Source organism: Chitinophaga sp. RCC_12 (assembly GCF_041360695.1).
GTDB lineage: Bacteria > Bacteroidota > Bacteroidia > Chitinophagales > Chitinophagaceae > Chitinophaga.
Map to the genome: position 1 here is coordinate 144,404 of NZ_JBFUPS010000010.1, position 13,523 is coordinate 157,926.

The following is a 13,523-nucleotide window of genomic DNA, read 5'->3' on the forward strand; positions in this document are numbered from 1 at the left end:
CATGGATATTGCGATTAATACCGGCAACTCCAGGTATCAGGTGGATAAGAATGGCTATTATGGCAGATTTGGCGGGGCGTACATCCCCGAGATGCTGTATCCCAACGTAGAGGAATTACAGTCCAAATATCTCGGCATCCTCAGCGATCCCGGTTTTCAGCAGGACTTTGAAGCCCTGTTGCGGGATTATGTAGGAAGGCCTTCCCCTTTATATTTTGCCAAACGTTTGTCTGAAAAATATAAAGCGAAAATTTATCTTAAAAGAGAAGATCTGAATCATACCGGTGCACATAAAGTAAACAATACCATCGGGCAGATCCTGCTGGCGCAACGCCTGGGCAAACGCCGTATCATCGCTGAAACCGGCGCTGGTCAGCATGGCGTGGCTACGGCTACCGTATGTGCGCTCATGGGCATGGAGTGCGTGGTGTATATGGGCAGCATTGATATAGAAAGACAGGCGCCCAACGTAGCGCGGATGAAAATGTTGGGAGCCACCGTAGTGCCGGCCACCAGCGGCAGTAAAACTTTGAAAGACGCTACCAATGAAGCGATCCGCGACTGGATCAACAACCCGGTAGATACGCATTATATTTTGGGCACCGCTGCAGGTCCGCATCCATATCCTGATATGGTGGCCCGCTTCCAGTCGGTGATCAGCGAAGAAATAAAAAAACAGCTGTTGGAGAAAACCGGCAGCGAGAATCCTGACTATGTACTGGCTTGTATCGGTGGCGGCAGCAATGCAGCCGGCGCTTACTTCCATTACCTCGACAGGGAAGCCGTAAAACTGGTGGCCGTGGAAGCTGGCGGAAAGGGTGTACACAGTGGATTTTCCGCAGCTACTACGCAGCTGGGCACCATTGGTATTATCCATGCCAGCAAAACATTGCTGATGCAAACCAACGACGGACAGATCGTGGAACCACATTCCATTTCCGCAGGACTCGATTATCCCGGCATCGGACCTATGCACGCTCATTTGTATGAATCGGGCCGCGCACAGTTCCTGTCGGCTACCGATGAAGAAGCTCTTGCAGCGGCTTATGAACTGAGCCTGCTGGAAGGAATTATTCCTGCTATGGAATCGGCTCACGCCCTGGCTAAACTGAAAGACCTGCCCCTGAATACAGATGATGTAGTGGTGGTATGCCTTTCCGGCCGCGGGGATAAAGATCTGGATACCTATATCCGTCACATGAATAAATAAATGGAATATGCAAAATCGTATTGATCAACTGTTTGCTGTTAAGCGGCACAACGTTTTAAATATATATTGTACGGCTGGCTTTCCGCAGTTAAATGACACCCTGTCTGTAATGACTGCATTACAGCAATACGGAGCGGATCTTATTGAGCTGGGGATGCCATTCTCCGATCCGCTGGCCGACGGGCCTGTCATCCAGGACAGCAGCACCAAAGCATTGCAGAACGGCATGAGCCTGCACAAACTGTTTGAACAACTTACCGGTTTCAGGGACCGTATACAGGTACCCGTTATCCTGATGGGATATTTCAACCCGGTATTAACTTACGGTGTGGAAGCCTTTTGCGCAAAATGTGCAGAAGTAGGTGTGGATGGCATCATTGTGCCAGACCTCCCAATGGCCGAATATGAAAATGAGTACAGACCTGTTTTTGAAAAATACAACCTGCACCTGATTTTCCTGGTAACACCGGAAACCAGTGAAGCACGGATCCGTAAAATAGACAGCCTGAGCAAAGGCTTTATTTATGCCGTATCTTCTTCTTCCACCACGGGGAAAGACAAGGATATGAAAGACCAGCAGGCTTATTTTGAGCGGCTGAAGCAGTTGCAGCTCACAAACCCTGTTTTAATTGGTTTTGGTATAAAAGATAAAGCTACTTTTGATACGGCATCTGCATATGCCAATGGCGCTATTATCGGTACTGCCTTTATCAGGGCCATTGAGCACAGTAAGAATATTGACGAAACGGTGAAAACGTTTATTTCGGGAATAATTCAGTAATAACATGAAAACGGTTATCATAAAATACAACGCCGGTAATATCCGCTCTGTGCAGTTTGCATTGGAGCGTTTAGGCGTAAACGGTACTGTTACGGATGATCACGAAGAGATCATGTCGGCCGATAAGGTGATTTTTCCCGGTGTGGGAGAAGCCAGCACGGCGATGCAGTACCTGAGAGAAAGAAAACTGGATGCCGTAATTGCCGGCCTGAAACAGCCGGTACTGGGCATCTGCCTGGGTATGCAGCTGTTGTGTAAATATTCGGAAGAAAACGATACCAAATGCATCGGCGTATTTGATGTGGATGTGAAACGTTTTCAATCACCGGTGGAAAACCTGCTGAAAATACCACAGATCGGATGGAACAATATCACCGGTTTGCACAGCGTGGTGTTTGAACACGTACCGGAGAATTCCTACATGTACTTTGTGCATAGCTATTATGCGGCACTTGGGGCAGATACCGTAGCCATCACCAATTATGTGATCAACTACAGCGCTGCATTGCAGAAGGATAATTTTTATGCGGTGCAGTTTCACCCGGAGAAATCAGCTATAGCAGGCGCCCGTATTATTGAAAACTTTTTGAACCTGTAAGATGAATATCCGGAAAATCAGCGCAGATGACACGCTGCAACTCCGCAGGGATGTGATGTATCCCAATGAATCGCTGGAAGCCGTAAAAGTTGACCACGATGCAGATGGATTGCACTTCGGCGTTTTTGACCAGGGGCAACTGGTTACCGTGGTGTCCCTTTTCCTGGGCCGCGACAGCGCGCAGTTCCGTAAACTGGCTACAGCGCCGGCTGCACAGGGAAAAGGCTTTGGCAAAGCGATACTGGCACATCTGGTGGACATCTGTAAAAAAGAAAAAATAAAACTGCTCTGGTGTAATGCCCGTGATACCGCAGTAACATTTTATGACAGGCTGGGCTATACGAAGAAAGGAGATTACTTTGTTAAGGGAGGAATCACTTTTGTGAGAATGGAACTGCCTTTGGATCAGCAAAACATGACAACTAAAAAATTTGAAGTTATACCTGCCATTGATATCATCGATGGTAAATGTGTAAGGCTTACCCAGGGTGATTACAACCAGCAGAAAGTGTACAACGAACATCCGCTGGAAGTAGCAAAGGAATTTGAAGCCATCGGCGTTCGCCGTCTTCACCTAGTAGACCTCGACGGCGCCAAAAAAGGAGCGGTGGTAAACTGGAAAGTGCTGGAGAGCATTGCCGGTAAAACCGGTCTGGTAACAGATTTTGGCGGCGGTATTAAAACGGATAAAGACCTGGAGATTGTATTTCAAAGCGGTGCTGCATTGGCTACGATAGGCAGCGTAGCGGTGAAGCAACCCGAGCTGTTTTTCAGTTGGGTGAAGCAATACGGAGCCGGTAAAATATTCCTGGGCGCCGATGTAAAAGAAGAAAAGATTGCAGTAGGTGGGTGGCTGGAAACAACGGAGTTGTCGGTATTTGATTTTCTCGAAAGCAATATCGCGCAGGGCGTCAGCAATATCTTTTGTACAGATATCGCTAAGGATGGTCTTTTACAGGGACCGTCTGTTGAGTTGTATAAAAAGATTATAGAACGTTTTCCGGATATTAACTTTGTGGCCAGCGGCGGTGTGAGTAATATTGAAGATGTGGCGGCCTTGCAGGAAATTGGCTGCAGTGGCGCTATCATCGGTAAAGCGATCTATGAAGGTAACATCTCCATGGATGCATTAAAAACATTCCTGTAAACTATTAGCACATGTTGACCAAACGCATCATACCATGCCTGGATATCAAAGACGGCCGTACCGTGAAAGGCATCAATTTTGAAAATATCCGCGATGCCGGCGACCCTGTTGAACTGGGGGCGTTGTATGCTTCACAGGGAGCTGATGAGCTGGTATTTCTCGATATAACGGCAACGAACGAACGGAGAAAGACGCTGGCGGAACTGGTAACGAATATTGCCCGTCATGTGAATATTCCTTTTACCGTGGGCGGGGGCATATCTTCCGTGGAAGATGTATACGTGCTGTTGCAATCCGGTGCAGATAAGATTTCGGTGAATACCTCTGCGTTTAAGGACCCTGCGCTGGTAGACAGGCTAGCCCGTGAATTTGGGAGTCAGTGTATAGTACTGGCTATTGACACCCGCTTTGAGGAGGGCGACTGGTACGTGTACCTGAATGGTGGCCGTGTGAAAACGGATATAAAGGCATTTGACTGGGCAAAAGAAGCGGTAGGCCGTGGTGCGGGTGAGATACTGCTCACTTCCATGAACAACGACGGTACCAAGAAAGGCTTTGCCCTGGATATTACCGGGCAGCTGGCACAGCACCTGAATGTACCTGTTATCGCTTCCGGCGGCGCTGGTGCAATGGAACATTTTACCGATGTTTTTGAAAACGCACAGGCAGATGCCGCACTCGCTGCCAGCATCTTCCATTATAAAGAAATAGAAATTCCTGCGCTCAAAACTTTTCTTTATAACAAAGGAGTGAACGTAAGATTTTAAGTGATACCTGAAATAAGTAAACAATGCAGATAGATTTTCAAAAGTCGCCCGATGGCCTCGTACCGGCTATTATACAGGACGCCATCACCAATAAGGTGCTGATGCTTGGTTATATGAACCGGGAGTCGCTGGAGAAAACCGTTTTGGATGGCAAGGTGACTTTTTTCAGCCGCTCAAAAAACCGTTTGTGGACAAAAGGAGAAGAGAGTGGTAATTTCCTGATCGTAAAAGACCTTAAAGTAGATTGCGACCAGGATACGATTCTCATCAAAGCCAGTCCAGTAGGCCCGGTATGCCATACCGGCGCTGATACCTGCTGGGATGAAAAGAATGTAAGCAACGACTTTCTCTCTACCCTGGAGAACATTATTACCGACCGGAAAAATAATCCTTCCGATAAATCTTATACTGCCAGTCTTTTTGAAAAAGGCATCAACAAAATTGCACAGAAAGTAGGAGAGGAAGCGGTAGAAGTGGTGATTGAAGCTAAGGACAATAACGATGAGCTGTTCCTCAATGAATCCGCTGACCTGTTGTTCCATTACCTGATCCTTCTTCAGGCAAAGGGTTTCCAGCTGGCAGATGTTATATCGGTGTTAAAACAGCGCCACAAGTAGTTGCCGGCTTCGCCGGCGTTAAATTGTCTTGGAGCGGGATTAGACTGATTACATTGATTACGCTGATTTATTTTTATTTATTAAAGGTTGATAATTAACTTATAAGATCATTCCTGAAAATAATAAAATCAGTGTAATCAATGTAATCAGTCTAATCCCGCTCCAAGACAATTTAGTGCTGGCGAAGCCGGCACCCCTCGCCGTAAAAAAATCTCTTCGTATATTACACACCACTAACTAATTAAAATAATTTGTAATGAAACAGATTTTACTGTTAGCCGCTGCGGTGTTGGTTTTCGCAGGTGTGAATGCCCAGCAGGTGTCGGGTATTGTGAGGGGAGGCAACGGCAAAACCATTTATCTTTTTGACGACCAGGATAATAATCCGGATGATTCGGTGGTGATAAAGAATGAGCAATTCAGCTTCCGTGTAAAAAGTGGCAAGGAGCCAGCCGTGTATGCGTTGATCCTGCGGGATGTAAATTACCCGATGTTGTTTGTAACAGGGAATGAGCCTGTTCAGTTTACTACTTCCGTGGCCACCTATCCTATTGCTACTTCCGTGAAGGGCAATGCGAATACGCTGGCGATGCAGGAGTACCAGAAGGCATTTGAGCCCCTGATCAAACAGGCGCAGGAGCTGAACAACGAAGCAAAGCAGATTAACCCCGAGGATGAGCCAGGGAAGAATGCCTTCCGTAAGAAAGCGGAGACATTCAGCCGCGAGGTGGTGAACACTGGTAAACAGTTTATTACTTCACATCCGAAGAGTATTGCCAGTATATGGCTGATGATGAATGAGCTGCGCAGCAGGCTGGAACCGGAGGAGTTCAGGCAATTGTTTGAATCACTGGATAAGTCGGTGCAGGAAAGTCCGTACGGACAAAGCGTAACCGCCTATGTAAAAAGTCTGAAAGCAAATGTGTTGAATGTGGCCGCCGACGATTTTTCGCAGGAGGATACCAAAGGGAATCCGGTAAAACTATCGTCTTTCCGTGGTAAGTACGTATTGGTTGATTTCTGGGCGAGCTGGTGTGGTCCCTGCCGCCAGGAGAATCCTAATGTAGTAAAGGCTTATAACAGGTTCAAGGATAAAAACTTCACCATTTTGGGCGTTTCGCTGGATGACAACCGTGATCGTTGGTTACGGGCTATCAGCCAGGATGGACTGGCCTGGACCCAGGTATCTGACCTGCGAGGCTGGGGCAATGAAGTAGCGGTGCAGTATGGCGTTCAGTCGATTCCTACCAACTTCCTGGTAGATCCTGCCGGGAAAATTATCGCCCGCAATCTCCGTGGGGAAGAGCTGGAGGCAAAGCTGGAGCAGTTGCTAAAATAGCCGCTTATCAAAATCAGGTTGCTAAAGAGCGGCGGATTTTACAAATTTGTTATTCGTAAAACAAAAACCAATGAAAAAAGCGATTATAGGTGTTGCCCTTTTAGTGCCGGGGATCATGTTTGCCCAGGATAAGAAAGGCGCAACTGCAGGAAAACCTTATACTATACAGGGAACTGTTTCCCAGCAACAGAATCCGGCTACTGTTTACCTCAGGATGCGCAAGGGTGGTGAGAACTTCATGGACAGCGCGCAGATCAAGGACGGCAAATTTACCTTTAACGGAACTTTGGAAGAAGCCGGTTTGGCCAGCCTGATGCTGGTACAAAAAGGTTCTGAAAAACCAATGTCGATGGGACGTGATATGCTGGCGGTTTTCCTGGATAAAGGCGTTATCACTATCAGCACTACCGATTCTATCAGTAAAGCTACTGTTACCGGCTCAAAAGCGAATGACGATTATAAAAATCTGAATGAACTGCTGAAAGATGTAAATGAGAAAGGCGCAGCTTTGCAGAAACAATACCGTGAGCTTGCGAAGAATAAGGACGAAGAAGGGATTAAGAAACTGGAAGCAGCCTATGATTCGTTAGATACAGAAGAGAAAAAAATTGAGAACGAGTTTCTTTCTAAAAATACCAATTCTCCTATTGCGATGTTCCTGTTAAACCAGGTAGCCGGTTACGATATAAAACCTGCTGAAGTTACACCGCTGTTCAAGAAATTAAGTAAGGAAGCAAAGAATTCACCTTCCGGTAAAGAATTCTCCAAGCGTCTTGAAGCTGCCCGTAAAACGGCGGTTGGTCAGCCTGCTATTGAATTTGCCCAGGCAGATGCCAATGGTAAAGACATCAGCCTGTCGTCTTTCCGTGGTAAATATGTACTGGTTGATTTCTGGGCCAGCTGGTGCGGTCCCTGCCGTGCAGAAAACCCTAACGTGGTAAAGGCATACGATAAATTTAAGTCCAAAGGCTTTGAAATCCTCGGGGTTTCCCTGGATGACAAAAAAGACAAATGGCTGGCTGCTGTTGATGCAGATAAGCTTACCTGGACGCATGTTTCCGATCTGAAAGGCTGGAAGAATGCAGCGGCAGACCTTTACGGTGTGCGCGCCATCCCGCAGAATGTACTGATTGATCCTAAGGGAAAGATCGTAGCGAAAAACCTGCGTGGTGAGGAACTGGCCTCCAAACTGGAAGAAATACTGAAGTAATAATTTCCCCTCGGGGAGAAAATATCAAGAGGTGCAGGGGCTGTCCCTGCACCTCTTTTTTTTAAAAAACAATTTTACCCGCCAGATCATCTATCTAAAAAAATAATTTGTTTATCTACGAAACATTCGTAGATTTACGAAAGAATCGTAATTCAAAATATTCATTTGTATGGAAAAACTTACCCAGCAAGAAGAAACGGCCATGCTGGCTATCTGGAAAGTAGGGAAAGGTTTTGTGAAAGACTTTCTGGAAGCGCACAGCGCTCCGGCGCCACCTTATACTACATTGGCTTCTACGATTAAGAACCTGGAGAAAAAGGGGTTTGTGGAAAGCCGGAAAGTGGGTAACGTATATGAATATACGCCGGTTATGGAAGAAGCAGCTTATAAACAGAAGTTTATGAATGGCTTTGTAAAAGACTATTTTGAAAACTCCTACAAAGAGCTGGTGTCTTTTTTCGCGAAAGAGAAAAAGATCAGCCCGGATGAGTTGAAGGAAATTATCAACATGATAGAAAAAGGTAAATAATAAAATTACAGCCATGGTACCTGCTATTTTAATATACCTCTTAAAGGCAAATATTGCTCTCACGTTATTTTTTCTCGCTTACCGCTTTGGTTTGCGCAGGCTTACCTTTTATACCGGGAACAGGTTGTTCCTGCTCACTGGTATTGTTTTTTCATCCTTGTTTCCTTTAATTCCCATTGATGCGTTTGTAAACAGGCATGAAGTGCTGGCGGGCAATGTCATGACTTATGTTCCGGACCTGGCCGGCTGGCGTGCGCCTGCACCGGTGTTTACGATCTGGACGCTGCTGGTGTATATCTTTTGGACAGGGGTATCTGTAATGGCTATACGTTTCTGTTTCCAGTTGTTATCCTTATGGAAGATACACCGGACCTCGCAACGCAGTGAAATAGCCGATATCCCGGTGCAGGTATTGCGGCAACCGGTGAATCCTTTTTCTTTTTTCCGGAATATCTATATCAATCCGGTACTCCATCAACCCGAAGAGCTGCCCGCTATACTGCGTCATGAAAAAGTACACGTACAGCAGTGGCACAGCGTAGATGTGGTGTTAGGAGAGCTTAATAACATTTTTTACTGGTTCAATCCCGGCGCATGGCTGATGAAAACAGCCATCCGTGAAAACCTGGAGTTTATAACAGACAGGTACCTGCTGAAGCAGGGTGTGGATAAAACCGCCTATCAATACAATTTAATTAAAGTAAGTGGGATCCCATATGCGACGGCCATCGCAAACAATTTCAATTTCTCACATTTAAAAAACAGGATCATCATGATGAACAGCAAAAAGTCATCACGTTATCAAATGGCGCGTTACCTGGTATTAGGACTGCTGGTAGGTGGAACCGTTTTGTCGCTCAATTACACCAAGGCGCCTTCCGTTAATCCTTTAGCCCTTGTTATCGTCAAGGACACTGTACCGCCATCTCCGCCGGCACCACCACTTCCTCCACCTCCGCCGGCGCCACCCAAAATAAAGGTGGCTAAACCGACACCACCGGCAAAAGTAAAAGAAGTACCAGCGCCGGAAGTCAAACTGAGCGGTAGTATGACTCTTCGGGGAATAGACCCCGCCAATGCACCGCTCTATATAATTGATGGTAAAGTTGCGGAATCAATTGAAGGTATTGACCCTAACAGGATTGAAGCCATTGAGGTGTTAAAAGACAAAAGTGCAACTGCTTTGTATGGCGACAGGGGAAAAAATGGGGTTATACGTGTTACGCTGAAGAAATCTGCGGCGACTATGACACCCATTAAAGCATCGGGCGTTGTAGTAACAGGTAATTCCTTTAGTGCCTCGGAAGGTGCACTGTTATTGGTGGATGGTAAAAAAATGACTAAAGAAGAAGTGAGCGCAATACCTCCTTCCAATATCAAATCTGTTAATGTGTACAAAGGCGGTAAGGCTACCCTTTACAAGGGCACGCCGCAGCCAAACGGGATAGTAATGATCAACACCAAAGACAACCCCGATGAATTGATCGTATCAGGTGTGATAACCGTGGAGTCTGATACCGTTAAAGTAAAATAACAGCGGCAATAGTCTGTCACAAAAAGCCACGGTCCGCCACCGTGGCATTTTTGTTTCTGCACAACATTATTCCGCAATAGCTGTTTATATAGGGTTAAGAACTCATTGCTTATGTTACAGAAAGGCGAAACTGCTCCCGATTTCACGCTGGATGCCACTCCTGAAAAGAAGGTGCATTTAAAAGACCTCCGCGGAAAAAATGTTATCCTGGCTTTTTACCCGGCCGACTGGAGTCCTGTATGCAGCGATCAGATGGCGCTGTATAACGAAATACTGCCCTATTTCGAAAAGTATAATGCGGTGTTGCTGGGTATTTCCGTAGATGGCGCCTGGTGTCATCAGGCATTTGCCAGCGCCCGCCAGATCCACTTTGACCTGCTCTCAGACTTTGAGCCGAAAGGCGCCGTTTCCATCGCTTACGGCGTGTATGAAGAAAAGTTTGGTGTAAGTAAACGTGCCTTGTTTGTTATAGACGCCAACGGCATTATCCAGTGGAGCTATTTATCGCCGGTAAATGAAAATCCCGGTGCAGACGGTATCCTGGAAGCATTGGAAAACCTCAAAAATAAATAAGATATGCCCACCCTCATCCCGCCGGTAAATGCCATGGATCATGTGCTAGGCAAACCTGATGCAGCTATTGAACTGGTAGAATACGGCGATTTTCAATGCACTTTCTGCGGCGAAGCTTTTTTTATTATAAAACAGTTGCGGGAACAACTTGGCGGCCGGCTTCGATTTGTGTTCCGTAACTTTCCTTTGTCCGAAGCCCATGAATATGCGATGGATGCTGCACTTGCAGCGGAGGCCGCCAGCCGGCAAAACCAATTCTGGGAAATGCATGATGCGATCTACACCCGTCAGTCTGATTTGAATGAAGGGTTGCTATTGCAGCTGGCTACCAGTCTCGGATTGGATCTGAGGAAATTCAGGGAAGACATGGAATCTCCCAAATTACTGAGCAGGGTAGAAGCCGACTTTGAAAGCGGTGTTCGCAGCGGCGTGAATGGTACGCCCACCTTTTATGTAAACGGCAAACGTTATAACGGCGACTACCGCGAATTGCCGTCATTTCTGGACAAGTGAACGCACGCAGCGGAAGCCAAGATTGGCCAAACCCGATTCAGGCGTGCTTTTCATACGTGCAGATACCCGGTATCCCCGGCAATATTCATCACTGCACATAAAGGAGCCTCCGCGGATGACGCGCTTGGCCTGGCCTGGATCGTCCGGATCAAATCCTGCTGCCGGTCCGGCCGGATTCTTCACCCCTTTTTCCCCCTGGATATAATAATTGGCGTCGTACCAGTCTTCACACCATTCCCACACATTGCCGGACATGTCATATAACTGGTAACCATTAGGGCTATACGATTTCACCGGTGCGAGTCCGTAGTAACCATCTGTTTTGGTATTATGATAGGGAAAGTTACCGTTCCAGGTGTTGGCTTTAGGTTGGCCGCTGGTTAAGGCTTCGGTTCCCCAGGGATATATTTTGCCTGAGAGACCGCCACGTGCCGCGTATTCCCATTCCGCTTCTGTGGGAAGGCGTTTCCCGGCCCATTTGGCATAAGCCTGTGCATCCAGCCACGACACCTGCGTTACGGGCTCATTGTCCCGCTTATCGATATTACTGGCCGGCCCTTCCGGATGCTGCCAGGTGGCGCCTGGTACAAACGACCACCATTGGGAAATATCATTAAAAGGAACTGCATGATCAGGAGGGGTGAATACCAGGGCTCCCGGCGCCATCATTCCTGCCAATGCAGCGCTGTCGGGTTCCGGTGTTCCGGGCGGCAGGCTGGCCAGCAATTCTTCTTTGCTGATGGGCTTTTCGGCAGTAGTTACATATCCTGTTGCGGCCACAAACTGTGCAAATTCGGCATTGGTTACTTCGTGTTCATCCATCCAGAATCCGGCTATATCCACGGTGTGTTTGGGGTATTCATCGGCCATACCGGTTGAATCGTCGGCGCCCATGGTAAAAGTACCCGCTGGTATCAGTACCATTTTATTCAGTGAGTCCTTTCCGCCGGCAGCTGCGTCCTGCTTTCCCGGATTGCCCGCGCAGGCGCTCAGGAATGCAAGGCCAAGCAATAGGTTTATCTTAAACATATATTTGTCTATCAATTTAGTAGGCTTCCAAAAATAGGATATTAAAACAGCTTTTGCGAAATTTTCACGGCAGACTTTCCCGCCGTAATTGCCCCTTAACAATTATATAATTAAATTTCCCCGAAAACTGTTGTAAACTGCATGCTGTTTCGGGAAGCACTTGGCCCCGGTTACAGGTATTGCATATGCAAACAACTGCCGTACCCTTTACCCGAAAGGATTTCGGGGACGATTTTCTCTGGGGGGTTACTATTTCCGCATTTCAGAATGAAGGTGCCTTCGATACCGATGGCAAAGGACCTTCTATTTGGGATACTTTCACCGGCCGTAAGGGCAAGATCAAAGATAAAAGCCACGCACAAACCGCTACCGATTTTTATAACCGCTACACACAGGATATCCTGCTGGCAAAGCTGCTGGGCTTTTCCGTTTTCCGTTTTTCGTTGTCGTGGTCACGCATCATGCCTAAAGGCACCGGCGCGGTAAATCCTGCCGGGATCGACTTTTACCACCGGGTAATAGACGCCTGCCTGGAGTTGGGGCTGGAGCCTTATGTAACGCTGTATCACTGGGATTTGCCCCAGGCATTGGAGCATAAAGGTGGCTGGAGCCACCGGGGCGTTGTTTTTGCTTTTGAAGAATTTGTACGGGTATGTGCCCGTGAATTCGGGAATAAAGTGAAGAACTGGATTGTGATGAATGAGCCTTTCGGGTTTACCGCCCTGGGTTATATGCTGGGTGTGCATGCACCTGGCAAATTTGGCCTCTCCTGGTTTTTGCCGGCCGTACACCATGCGGTGATGGCGCAGGCGGAAGGCGGGCGGGTACTCCGGGAAGAAGTTGCCGGCGCCAATATCGGCACGGCGTTGTCGTGCTCACAGATTATTCCCAACAGCAACAGCGATGCCGACCTGATGGCCGCGCGCCGCGCAGATGCCCTGTTTAACCGCTTGTTCCTGGAACCCTCGCTGGGGATGGGATACCCGGTAGCGGATTTTCCGTTGCTTAAACGTATTGAACGCCGCTACGCCCTGTGGCGCGACTGGGACCGGCTGGCCTTTGATTTTGATTTTATTGGTGTGCAGAATTATTTCCCGCTGGTAGTAAAGTACAACACTTTCATGCCGGTGGTAAGGATCTCTGAGGTGAAGGCCAGGTACAGGAATGTGCCGCTAACAGGACTGGGATGGGAGATTAACGGCAACGGGTTATACGAAATTCTCCGGCAGTTTGCCGGTTACAAAGGAGTGAAAAAACTGATCGTTACCGAAGGCGGAGCCGCTTTCCCGGATATCCCCGGCGCCGATGGCCGTATAGCGGATACAGCCCGCATCAGCTACTTCCAGGAATATCTTGCTGCCGTACTGAAAGCAAAAAAAGAAGGGATTCCGGTAGACGGCTATTTCGCCTGGACCCTCACCGACAACTTCGAGTGGGCCGAAGGCTACCGGGCACGCTTTGGCCTGGTGTACGTGAATTTTGACACACAACAGCGGATGATTAAAGACTCCGGCTACTGGTTCCGCGAGCTCCTGTCGGCGGGATCATAGCGGAGATCGCCTTCGGCGATGCGGATTTTGTCTTGGCTCAGGATTACGCTGATTTTACTGATTACCTGGATTTTTACTTTTGGATTTTTTTTGATTTTTAGATTAATAAGTAAGGGAGATAAAAGC

14 protein-coding genes are annotated in these 13,523 nt (G+C 47.5%); 13 read left to right on the plus strand and 1 reads right to left on the minus strand.

The features are described from left to right. Nucleotide 1: 1 nt before the first annotated feature. The 12 genes from trpB (at nucleotide 2) to AB6805_RS25505 (ending at nucleotide 10,818) form a co-directional block, all read left to right on the plus strand. Nucleotides 2–1,210 (plus strand): tryptophan synthase subunit beta, encoded by a 1,209-nt coding sequence (gene trpB / locus AB6805_RS25450; protein WP_370912264.1) that lies wholly within the window; start codon nucleotides 2–4, stop codon nucleotides 1,208–1,210. Between the two features lie 7 nt (nucleotides 1,211–1,217). Further along, a complete protein-coding gene (trpA, locus tag AB6805_RS25455; protein ID WP_370912265.1) occupies nucleotides 1,218–1,991 on the plus strand; it encodes a tryptophan synthase subunit alpha in 774 nt (257 codons plus the stop codon). A gap of 4 nt (nucleotides 1,992–1,995) precedes the next feature. Then, nucleotides 1,996–2,589, plus strand: coding sequence for an imidazole glycerol phosphate synthase subunit HisH (gene hisH / locus AB6805_RS25460; RefSeq protein ID WP_370912266.1), 594 nt, complete (start codon nucleotides 1,996–1,998; stop codon nucleotides 2,587–2,589). A gap of 1 nt (nucleotide 2,590) precedes the next feature. After that, the gene (hisA, locus tag AB6805_RS25465) at nucleotides 2,591–3,736 is read left to right on the plus strand and encodes a 1-(5-phosphoribosyl)-5-[(5-phosphoribosylamino)methylideneamino]imidazole-4-carboxamide isomerase (protein WP_370912267.1); all 1,146 of its coding nucleotides are present in this window, start codon (nucleotides 2,591–2,593) and stop codon (nucleotides 3,734–3,736) included. Nucleotides 3,737–3,747: 11 nt separating this feature from the next. Beyond that, a complete protein-coding gene (hisF, locus tag AB6805_RS25470) occupies nucleotides 3,748–4,503 on the plus strand; it encodes an imidazole glycerol phosphate synthase subunit HisF (RefSeq protein ID WP_370912268.1) in 756 nt (251 codons plus the stop codon). A gap of 23 nt (nucleotides 4,504–4,526) precedes the next feature. Next, nucleotides 4,527–5,120: a bifunctional phosphoribosyl-AMP cyclohydrolase/phosphoribosyl-ATP diphosphatase HisIE gene (hisIE, locus tag AB6805_RS25475; RefSeq protein ID WP_370912269.1), complete on the plus strand. Its 594-nt coding sequence runs from the start codon at nucleotides 4,527–4,529 to the stop codon at nucleotides 5,118–5,120. Between the two features lie 256 nt (nucleotides 5,121–5,376). Then, nucleotides 5,377–6,459: a redoxin domain-containing protein gene (locus AB6805_RS25480; RefSeq protein ID WP_370912270.1), complete on the plus strand. Its 1,083-nt coding sequence runs from the start codon at nucleotides 5,377–5,379 to the stop codon at nucleotides 6,457–6,459. A gap of 70 nt (nucleotides 6,460–6,529) precedes the next feature. Then, complete coding sequence (locus AB6805_RS25485) at nucleotides 6,530–7,669, plus strand: redoxin domain-containing protein (protein ID WP_370912271.1); 1,140 nt, start codon at nucleotides 6,530–6,532, stop codon at nucleotides 7,667–7,669. Nucleotides 7,670–7,838: 169 nt separating this feature from the next. Further along, nucleotides 7,839–8,198, plus strand: coding sequence for a BlaI/MecI/CopY family transcriptional regulator (locus AB6805_RS25490; protein WP_370912272.1), 360 nt, complete (start codon nucleotides 7,839–7,841; stop codon nucleotides 8,196–8,198). A 13-nt stretch (nucleotides 8,199–8,211) separates the two neighbouring features. Continuing rightward, nucleotides 8,212–9,732, plus strand: coding sequence for a TonB-dependent receptor plug domain-containing protein (locus AB6805_RS25495; protein WP_370912273.1), 1,521 nt, complete (start codon nucleotides 8,212–8,214; stop codon nucleotides 9,730–9,732). Nucleotides 9,733–9,843: 111 nt separating this feature from the next. Then, entirely contained in the window at nucleotides 9,844–10,305 is a 462-nt protein-coding gene (locus AB6805_RS25500; RefSeq protein ID WP_370912274.1) for a peroxiredoxin, read from the plus strand. Nucleotides 10,306–10,308: 3 nt separating this feature from the next. Continuing rightward, nucleotides 10,309–10,818 (plus strand): DsbA family protein, encoded by a 510-nt coding sequence (locus AB6805_RS25505; RefSeq protein ID WP_370912275.1) that lies wholly within the window; start codon nucleotides 10,309–10,311, stop codon nucleotides 10,816–10,818. Here the strand turns inward: AB6805_RS25505 and AB6805_RS25510 are convergent. After that, on the minus strand, nucleotides 10,801–11,847 hold the full coding sequence (locus AB6805_RS25510) for a formylglycine-generating enzyme family protein (protein ID WP_370912276.1): 1,047 nt from the start codon (nucleotides 11,845–11,847) through the stop codon (nucleotides 10,801–10,803). The two genes, AB6805_RS25505 and AB6805_RS25510, sit on opposite strands and share 18 nt — an antisense overlap. Nucleotides 11,848–12,032: 185 nt before the next feature. On the opposite strand from AB6805_RS25510, the gene AB6805_RS25515 reads away from it, so the two are divergent. After that, nucleotides 12,033–13,397: a GH1 family beta-glucosidase gene (locus tag AB6805_RS25515; RefSeq protein WP_370912277.1), complete on the plus strand. Its 1,365-nt coding sequence runs from the start codon at nucleotides 12,033–12,035 to the stop codon at nucleotides 13,395–13,397. Nucleotides 13,398–13,523 lie beyond the last annotated feature (126 nt).

Bases quoted from the DNA above. Each gene is read 5' to 3' on its own strand.
- trpB (WP_370912264.1), top strand. From the start codon at position 2: ATGGATATTGCGATTAATACCGGCAACTCCAGGTATCAGGTGGATAAG.
- trpA (WP_370912265.1), top strand. From the start codon at position 1,218: ATGCAAAATCGTATTGATCAACTGTTTGCTGTTAAGCGGCACAACGTT.
- hisH (WP_370912266.1), top strand. From the start codon at position 1,996: ATGAAAACGGTTATCATAAAATACAACGCCGGTAATATCCGCTCTGTG.
- hisA (WP_370912267.1), top strand. From the start codon at position 2,591: ATGAATATCCGGAAAATCAGCGCAGATGACACGCTGCAACTCCGCAGG.
- hisF (WP_370912268.1), top strand. From the start codon at position 3,748: ATGTTGACCAAACGCATCATACCATGCCTGGATATCAAAGACGGCCGT.
- hisIE (WP_370912269.1), top strand. From the start codon at position 4,527: ATGCAGATAGATTTTCAAAAGTCGCCCGATGGCCTCGTACCGGCTATT.
- AB6805_RS25480 (WP_370912270.1), top strand. From the start codon at position 5,377: ATGAAACAGATTTTACTGTTAGCCGCTGCGGTGTTGGTTTTCGCAGGT.
- AB6805_RS25485 (WP_370912271.1), top strand. From the start codon at position 6,530: ATGAAAAAAGCGATTATAGGTGTTGCCCTTTTAGTGCCGGGGATCATG.
- AB6805_RS25490 (WP_370912272.1), top strand. From the start codon at position 7,839: ATGGAAAAACTTACCCAGCAAGAAGAAACGGCCATGCTGGCTATCTGG.
- AB6805_RS25495 (WP_370912273.1), top strand. From the start codon at position 8,212: ATGGTACCTGCTATTTTAATATACCTCTTAAAGGCAAATATTGCTCTC.
- AB6805_RS25500 (WP_370912274.1), top strand. From the start codon at position 9,844: ATGTTACAGAAAGGCGAAACTGCTCCCGATTTCACGCTGGATGCCACT.
- AB6805_RS25505 (WP_370912275.1), top strand. From the start codon at position 10,309: ATGCCCACCCTCATCCCGCCGGTAAATGCCATGGATCATGTGCTAGGC.
- AB6805_RS25510 (WP_370912276.1), bottom strand. From the start codon at position 11,847: ATGTTTAAGATAAACCTATTGCTTGGCCTTGCATTCCTGAGCGCCTGC.
- AB6805_RS25515 (WP_370912277.1), top strand. From the start codon at position 12,033: ATGCAAACAACTGCCGTACCCTTTACCCGAAAGGATTTCGGGGACGAT.